This window comes from Luteibacter sp. P4_D7_3, assembly GCF_056401735.1.
Genome location: NZ_JBFUIT010000198.1, coordinates 1 through 7,538, shown reverse-complemented (window position 1 = coordinate 7,538; position 7,538 = coordinate 1). Strand labels below are relative to the sequence as shown.

Annotated in this window: 8 protein-coding genes; 6 read left to right on the top strand and 2 right to left on the bottom strand. The window is 64.8% G+C overall.

Annotated elements, in window-relative coordinates; genetic code table 11:
• Nucleotides 1–1,433: UvrA family protein (locus AC1DSN_RS15430; RefSeq protein WP_477331507.1), on the bottom strand; the 1,433-nt coding region annotated here is incomplete at its 3' end.
• 202 nt (nucleotides 1,434–1,635) lie between these two features.
• Between AC1DSN_RS15430 and AC1DSN_RS15425 the strand changes: the two genes are divergently transcribed.
• From AC1DSN_RS15425 to cgtA, 4 genes are all read left to right on the top strand, one after another.
• Nucleotides 1,636–2,172 carry a DUF2059 domain-containing protein gene (locus AC1DSN_RS15425; RefSeq protein ID WP_477298551.1) on the top strand — a complete coding sequence of 179 codons (537 nt, stop codon included), beginning with the start codon at nucleotides 1,636–1,638 and terminating at the stop codon, nucleotides 2,170–2,172.
• A 477-nt stretch (nucleotides 2,173–2,649) separates the two neighbouring features.
• On the top strand, nucleotides 2,650–2,964 hold the full coding sequence (gene rplU / locus AC1DSN_RS15420) for a 50S ribosomal protein L21 (RefSeq protein WP_477331505.1): 315 nt from the start codon (nucleotides 2,650–2,652) through the stop codon (nucleotides 2,962–2,964).
• A gap of 19 nt (nucleotides 2,965–2,983) precedes the next feature.
• Entirely contained in the window at nucleotides 2,984–3,241 is a 258-nt protein-coding gene (rpmA, locus tag AC1DSN_RS15415; RefSeq protein WP_063571082.1) for a 50S ribosomal protein L27, read from the top strand.
• A 90-nt stretch (nucleotides 3,242–3,331) separates the two neighbouring features.
• Nucleotides 3,332–4,399 carry an Obg family GTPase CgtA gene (gene cgtA / locus AC1DSN_RS15410; protein WP_063571081.1) on the top strand — a complete coding sequence of 356 codons (1,068 nt, stop codon included), beginning with the start codon at nucleotides 3,332–3,334 and terminating at the stop codon, nucleotides 4,397–4,399.
• Between the two features lie 205 nt (nucleotides 4,400–4,604).
• Here cgtA and rpsT read toward each other — a convergent pair whose 3' ends face one another.
• Complete coding sequence (gene rpsT / locus AC1DSN_RS15405) at nucleotides 4,605–4,868, bottom strand: 30S ribosomal protein S20 (protein WP_063571080.1); 264 nt, start codon at nucleotides 4,866–4,868, stop codon at nucleotides 4,605–4,607.
• 199 nt (nucleotides 4,869–5,067) lie between these two features.
• On the opposite strand from rpsT, the gene murJ reads away from it, so the two are divergent.
• A complete protein-coding gene (gene murJ, locus AC1DSN_RS15400) occupies nucleotides 5,068–6,675 on the top strand; it encodes a murein biosynthesis integral membrane protein MurJ (RefSeq protein WP_477331503.1) in 1,608 nt (535 codons plus the stop codon).
• Nucleotides 6,676–6,775: 100 nt separating this feature from the next.
• Nucleotides 6,776–7,538, top strand: a 763-nt coding sequence (ribF, locus tag AC1DSN_RS15395; protein ID WP_477331501.1) for a riboflavin biosynthesis protein RibF, incomplete at its 3' end; no start/stop codon positions are given.

Below are 7,538 nucleotides of genomic sequence, written 5' to 3'. Positions count from 1 at the left end.
AGGTAGTTCAGGCCGACATCGTTGAGGAAGGTCAGGCGCTCGCGGATCTCCTTGACGATCTTCACCGCGATCTCGCCACGCCAGCCCGGCAACTTCAGGCCTTCGAAGAAGCCGAGGGCATGGTCGATGGCGAGCGAGGTGAGTTCGGGGATCGCGCGGTCGGCAACGAACACGTTCCGTGCCGACGGGTTCAGGCGCTGGCCGCCGCAATCCGGGCAGGGATGATCCGCGATGTAACGGGACAGCTCCTCGCGCACGGCAGCCGACTCGGTTTCGCGGTAGCGACGCTCGAGGTTGGGCAGGATGCCTTCGAACTTATGCTCGCGGGTGACCTTGCCGCCGCGGTCCGTGATGTACCGGAACGGGATGACGTCCTTGCCTGAGCCGTTGAGCACGGCGTTCTGCATCGGTTTGGCTAGCTCGCGCCACGGCGTTTCCGGGTCGAACCCGTAGTACTTGGCCAGCGAGATGATCAGCTGGAAATAGTGCGCATTGCGACGGTCCCAGCCGCGGATGGCGCCGCCGGCGAGGCTGAGCTCGGGGTGGCCGACCACGCGCGACGGATCGAACACCTGGGTAACGCCCAGGCCGTCGCAGGTCGGGCAGGCGCCGACCGGCGAATTGAACGAGAAAAGGCGCGGCTCGAGCTCCGGGAGCGAGTAATCGCACATCGGGCACGAAAAGCGTGACGAGAACAGCTGCTCCGCGGCCTTCGCATCATCCATATCGACCAGGATGACAATGCCTTCGCCAAGGCGCAGGGCGGTCTCGAAAGACTCGGCCAGGCGTTGCTTGATGTCCTCGCGCGGACGGAAGCGGTCGATCACGGCTTCGATCGTGTGCTTCTGGCGCAAAGTCAGCGGCGGCACGGCGTCGAGGTCATAGACCTCGCCATCCACGCGGGCGCGGACGAAACCTTGCGCGCGCAACTGGTCGAACACCTGTACGTGCTCGCCCTTGCGCTCGCGAATCACCGGCGCCAGGAGCATCCACCGCTTGTCGGCATCGAGTGCCATCGCGGTGTCGACCATCTGGCTGACGGTCTGCGCTTCCAGCGCGATGCCGTGGGTCGGGCAGCGCGGCGTACCGACCCGCGCGTAGAGCAGGCGCAGGTAGTCGTACACCTCGGTGATCGTACCGACGGTGGAGCGGGGATTATGGGAAGTCGACTTCTGCTCGATCGAGATGGCCGGCGAGAGGCCTTCGATCGTGTCCACGTCCGGTTTTTCCATGATCGAGAGGAATTGCCGCGCATAGGCGGACAACGACTCGACGTAGCGACGCTGGCCTTCGGCATAGATCGTGTCGAAAGCCAGCGAGGATTTACCGGACCCGGACAGCCCCGTGATCACGATCAGGCGATCGCGGGGCAGGTCGAGGTCGATATTCTTGAGATTGTGCGTGCGGGCGCCGCGGATGCGAATGCTGTCCATGTGCCGACATAAATGGGGGAAGCCCCCGACTATACCAAGGGTTTTCCGCCTTCATTCCGCCTCGACTTGTGACGGTTCAGCACAGGTGATTTGCGGGATCGGTACCCCGCCGCATCGGCGTACCCGGCGGAGGCCGAGGCGGCTACCATGGCCGTCGCCCCGGGGAGGGGTGTGCCATCCATCCCGAAGAGGAACATGACGCATGCGTAAGTGGAAAGGGATTGCCGTCGGCCTGGTGCTGGCGGGTTGTGCGGGCCAGGCGCTCGCGGCGCAGCCCAGCGAGCAGCAGGTGCGCCAGCTGATGGACGCCGTCGGCATGGGCCGCATGCTCAGCCAGATGAACAGCCAGATGGCGGGCGTGATGCAGAGCGCTCTGCCTTGCGTGCCGGCCAGCTACTGGCAGGGTTTTGTGGACGCCAACGCGACCAATCAGCTCATCGGCCGCATGGTGCCGGTCTATCAGAAGCATTTCACCGCCGAGGATATCGACGGCCTGCTCAAGTTCTACCGTTCGCCGTTGGGCCAGAAGGTGATCACCCAGATGCCGGCGACCATGGCCGAGGGCATGCAGATCGGCAAGCAGTGGGGCCAGGAGCGCGGCCAGCAGATGGTTTCCCAGCTGCAGAGCCAGGGCACCCTGAACCCGCAGGGCCAGTGCCCGGCCAGCGGCACCGCCGCGAAGCCCGCCGGCGCGACGCCAGCGCCGGCGCCAGCTCCCGCACCCTCGAAGAAGAAGTAGGCACTCACCTTGTGGGAGCCGCTTCAGCGGCGATCCTGCGGCAGCGGGCCGGGTTGAGGTACCCCGGCATCGCCGCTGAAGCGGCTCCCACAGAAAACCTGCCGTGTATGGGGTAGGAGCGGACTTGTCCGCGAACCCTCAGGCCCGCCTCGGGCGAACGAGGCTTTGCGCTGGCACGGGCCGGCTGTCCGGTCTAACGGAGCGGGCGGTTGGCTCTGTCAGGGCCTTACAGCCGGCATGTGCGAGGCGCAAAGCCTTTCTCGCCAGATGGCCGCTGAGGGTTCGCCGCTGAAGCGGCTCCTACATAAGCCGTTGTTCCGAATGGTTTTTCAGTGGAATGGCGGGGTTGGCGCCGAGGCCGGTCACCTCGCCTTAACCATCTGATTGACCTTGCCTTTTCCCCTTGGCTATAATTCGCAGTTCGCAACACCCGCAAGACCCTAAAAAGAACTACATAATCAGCAACAGGAAACAACCATGAGMTACGCAGTCATCAAGACCGGTGGCAAGCAGTATCGTGTGATGGCAGGCGAAATCCTGCGCGTCGAACTGCTCACCGCCGAAGTCGATTCCACCGTCCAGTTCGACCAGGTCCTCCTGGTGGGCGAAGGCGAGTCGATCACCGTTGGCGCCCCCCTGGTCGCCGGTGCCACCGTCAGCGCGAAGATTCGTGCCCACGGTCGCGCGGATAAGATCCGCATCGTCAAGTTCCGTCGTCGTAAGCATTACAAGCGTACGCAGGGACATCGTCAGCATTACACCGAAATCGAGATCACGGGCATCAACGCCTGATCTGCGGAGGATATGAGTCATGGCACATAAAAAAGGCGTAGGTTCCAGCCGCAACGGTCGCGATTCGAACCCGAAATATCTCGGTGTGAAGATCTATGGCGGCCAGGCTGTTGAAGCCGGCAACATCATCGTTCGTCAGCGTGGCACCAAGTTCCACGCCGGCGTGGGCGTCGGCCTCGGCCGCGACCACACCCTGTTCGCCCTGATCGACGGCACGGTTGCCTTCAAGGTCCGTGGCGAAAAGGGTCGCAAGTTTGTCGACGTCGTCACGGCGTAAGCCTCATTCGACGCGATAACGAAGGCCCCGCCCACGGCGGGGCTTTTCGTTTGTAAAGCAGTTTCACTTCTTCACCCAGGCTCCCTTCCCATGAAATTCGTCGACGAAGCACAGATCAGGGTCACGGCCGGTACCGGCGGCAACGGCTGCGTCAGCTTCCGTCGAGAGAAATTCATTCCGTTCGGTGGCCCCGATGGTGGTGACGGCGGCAATGGCGGTTCGGTCTGGCTCGTGGCGGACGAAGGTCTCAACACGCTCGTCGACTTCCGTCACATGCGTGCCTTCAAGGCCGAGCGCGGGCAGGGCGGCATGGGCAGCCAGATGTACGGCAAGGGCGGCGACGATTCCGAGGTTCGCGTGCCGGTCGGAACCATCGTGATCAACGTCGATACCGACGAAGTGATCGGCGATCTCACGGCGCACGGCCAGCGTCTCAAGGTTGCGCAGGGCGGTCGTGGCGGCCTTGGCAATATCCATTTCAAGAGCTCGGTCAACCGCGCTCCGCGCAAATTCACCCCTGGCACGCCGGGCGAAGTCCGCGACATCAAGCTCGAGATGCGCCTGCTCGCGGATGTCGGTCTGCTGGGCTTCCCGAATGCGGGCAAGAGCACCTTTATCCGTGCCGTATCGGCGGCGACGCCGCGGGTGGCGGATTACCCGTTCACCACGCTGCACCCGAACCTGGGTGTCGTGCGCATCGGTTACGACCAGAGCTTCGTGATCGCCGATATCCCCGGGATTATCGAGGGTGCGGCCGAAGGCGCGGGCCTGGGTATCCAGTTCCTGCGTCACGTCTCGCGTACCAGCCTGCTGTTGCACGTGGTCGATATCCAGCCGATCGACGGTTCCGACCCGGTTGAGCAGGTCCGCACGATCGAGAAAGAGTTGGCTGAATTCGACGCCGAGCTGGTTACCCGCCCGCGCTGGCTGGTGATCAATAAATCCGACGTGTTCTCCGACGAAGCCGAGCTTCATCGCGTGGCGGACGATATCGTCGCCCGCCTGGAGTGGAAGGATCCCTGGTTCCTGGTCTCCGCAGCCAGCGAAATCGGCACCTGGGATGTCTGCCTCAAGGTGCAGCAGTTCTTCGATGCCGAGCGCGAGAAGCAGCGCGATAACAAGGAAATGGCCGACGACGTGCGCATGCGCGGCGAATAAGGCCTTGCAAGGAGGTGGCTCCTTGTGGGAGCCGCTTCAGCGGCGATTGAGTGCTTGCCTCGGACTGGCCCGCTGCCGCGGGATCGCCGATGAATCGGCTCCCACAGGAATCGGCTCCCACAGGAATCGGCTCCCATCGTAATGAGGGCAACAAAAAAGCCGGCTTGCGCCGGCTTTTTTGCGAACAGCGATGTCGCGCAGGCAATTACGCCAGGTCGCGGATCTTCGCGTTCAGGCGGCTCTTGTGACGGGCAGCCTTGTTCTTGTGGATGAGGCCGCGTGCAGCGTAGCGGTCCATCACCGGCACGGCGACGGCGTAAGCCGTGGCTGCGCCAGCCTTATCCTTGGCGTCGATCGCCTTGACGACCTTCTTCAGTGCGGAACGCACCATGGAACGCGCGCTGACGTTGCGCAGACGGCGCTGCTCCGACTGACGCGCACGCTTCTTCGCGGACTTGATGTTGGCCAAGGTGAAGCTCCAGAGTTCTGTTGGTTTTAAGAAAGACGCCCATTTTGAGGCCAAAGACGGGTCGCGTCAATAGCTTAGAGCCCGCGCAGGCGGGCCTGGAGGGCGGGGCGGGCACGCTGCCCGTGAAATTCCAGACCGCAGACTGTCCTCCGCTAGCCCGCCGCTGTCAAACTAGGGGTTTGCGATCACCCGGACACGGATGAAAACCCCCAGCCTTCTTCGCGGCGTGCTGTCTTTCAGCGGCATGACCATGGTCTCCCGTGTGCTCGGCCTGGTCCGCGACATGGCGATCAACGCCTCGTTTGGCGCCAATGCCGCCACGGACGCGTTCTGGGTGGCTTTCCGCATTCCGAACTTCATGCGCCGCCTGTTCGCCGAGGGCTCCTTCTCGACGGCTTTCGTGCCGGTGTTCACTGAGGTCAAGGAGACCCGTCCGCACGACGATCTCAAGCAGCTGATGTCGCGCACGGCGGGCACGCTCGGTGGCGTCCTGTTGGTGGTGGTGGCCCTGGGCGTGATCTTCGCGCCGCAGGTAACGGCGTTGTTTTCTCCCGGCGCGGTCGAGACGCCCGAGAAATTCGAGCTCACCGTCAACCTGCTGCGCCTGACCTTCCCCTTCCTGTTGTTCGTCTCGCTGACCGCGCTCAGCGGCGGCGCGCTCAACAGCTTCCACAAGTTCGGCCTCCCGGCGCTGACGCCGGTGATCCTCAACCTGTGCATGATCGGCGGCGCGCTGTGGCTCGCACCCAGGCTGCATACGCCGATCATGGCCATGGGCTGGGCGATCCTCGTCGCCGGCATCCTCCAGCTGGCCTTCCAGCTGCCGACGCTGCGCCGCCTCGATCTGCTCGCCCTGCCGCGATGGGGCTGGAGCTCGCCGGACGTGCGCCGGATCATGCGGCTGATGGTGCCGACCCTGTTCGGGTCCTCCGTGGCCCAGATCAACCTGCTGCTGGATACAGTGATCGCTTCGCTGCTGGTGGCGGGGTCGCAGAGCTGGCTCTCCCAGGCCGATCGCTTCCTCGAACTGCCGCTGGGCGTGTTCGGCGTCGCGTTGGGCACGGTGATCCTGCCGTCGCTGTCGCGCCATCACGTCGGCGCGGACAAGGAAGCGTTCTCGCGGGCGCTGGACTGGGGCCTGCGGACGACCCTGCTGATCGCGGTGCCGGCGATGTTCGCGCTGATGATCCTTTCGGTGCCCTTGGTGGCGACGATCTTCCAGCACGGCGCATTCACCGCGTTCGATACACGGATGGCCTCCTTGTCGATTTCGGCCCTGAGTTTCGGTCTGCCCGCGTTCGCCCTGGTCAAGGTGGTGCTGCCGGCGTTCTACTCCCGCAAGGACACCCGTACCCCGGTGCGTGCCGGCGTCGCCTCGCTGGTGGCCAACATGGTCTTCAACGTGGCCTTCCTGGCCCWGCTGTTCTTTCTCTGGGCGAGCCCGGCGCAGAAGGCCGGCTCGTGGTTCGCTGCGCTTTCGGCTATTCCCGGCCTGCACATGGCCCTGGGCATGGCCAGCGCGCTGGCCAGCTACCTCAACCTGATCCTGCTTTGGCGCTGGCTGGGCAAGGCCGGTGTCTACGAGCGCCAGCCCGGCTGGGCCCGGCACCTGCTGCGCCTGGGCGTGGCCTGCGCAGCGATGGTCGCCGTGTTGTTGGCTGGCCTCGCCGTCTGGCCCGAGTGGACCGATGTCGAGAAGTGGGAGCGCGTATGGCGTCTGGCCGTACTCGTGGTCGCCGGCGGTGGCGCCTACCTCGTGGCGCTGTTCGCGATGGGTTTCCGCCTGCGCGACCTGCGCACCCGCTGAGACTCGGCGGCGGGCCAGGCGACTCGCATTGTGCGGCGCAATGGGCCGGCTATACTGGCCCGATGGCTTTTATTCCGCATCGCTTCCAGGACGCCCACGCATGACGCTGCGATTCCATCGCGACGTCGACGGACCCTGCCTGGCACCCCAGGGCAGCGTCGTCGCGATCGGCGCTTTCGACGGCCTGCATCTCGGCCACCAGACCATCCTCGACGAGGTGCGCCGTCGCGCCGAGGCGCGTGGCTTCGTGCCCGCCGTGATCACCTTCGAGCCCCTACCGCGGGCGTTCTTTTCGAAGGAGCCCGTACCGCGCCTCTCCGGCGTGCGTGAGAAGGCTGAAGGCATGTCGGCCGCGGGCATTCGCGAGCTGCTGTCGCTGCGCTTCGACGAGGCGCTCACCGCCATGTCGGCCGAAGACTTCGTCCGTCGCGTGATCGTTGGCCGGCTGGCCGCCCGGGAAGTCTGGGTCGGTGAGGATTTTCGCTTCGGCCACCGCCGGGGCGGCGACTTCGCGTTGCTGCAGAGCATGGGCGCCGAGCTCGGTTTCACGGCCCACGCCGTGCCCCCGGTCATTATCGACGGCGAGCGCGTGTCGTCGTCGAAGGTGCGCACCCTGCTTGGTGAGGGCCGCTTCGCCGAGGCGACGCGACTGCTCGGCCGCCCCTTCGTGATCGACGGGCACGTCGAGCACGGCCAGCAGCTTGGCCGCACCCTTGGATATCCGACCGCGAATGTCCATCTCAGTGAGAGGGTCAGCCCGGTTCAGGGTATTTTCGCCGTGCGCATCGGTATCGGTGACGGACCCTGCAGTTGGCCCGGCGTGGCAAGCCTCGGCTTCCGGCCGACGGTRAACGAGGTGCGCG

Excerpts from the sequence above, each read along its gene's own strand:
- cgtA (WP_063571081.1), top strand. The coding sequence starts at position 3,332 with ATGAAATTCGTCGACGAAGCACAGATCAGGGTCACGGCCGGTACCGGC.
- AC1DSN_RS15425 (WP_477298551.1), top strand. The coding sequence starts at position 1,636 with ATGCGTAAGTGGAAAGGGATTGCCGTCGGCCTGGTGCTGGCGGGTTGT.
- rpmA (WP_063571082.1), top strand. The coding sequence starts at position 2,984 with ATGGCACATAAAAAAGGCGTAGGTTCCAGCCGCAACGGTCGCGATTCG.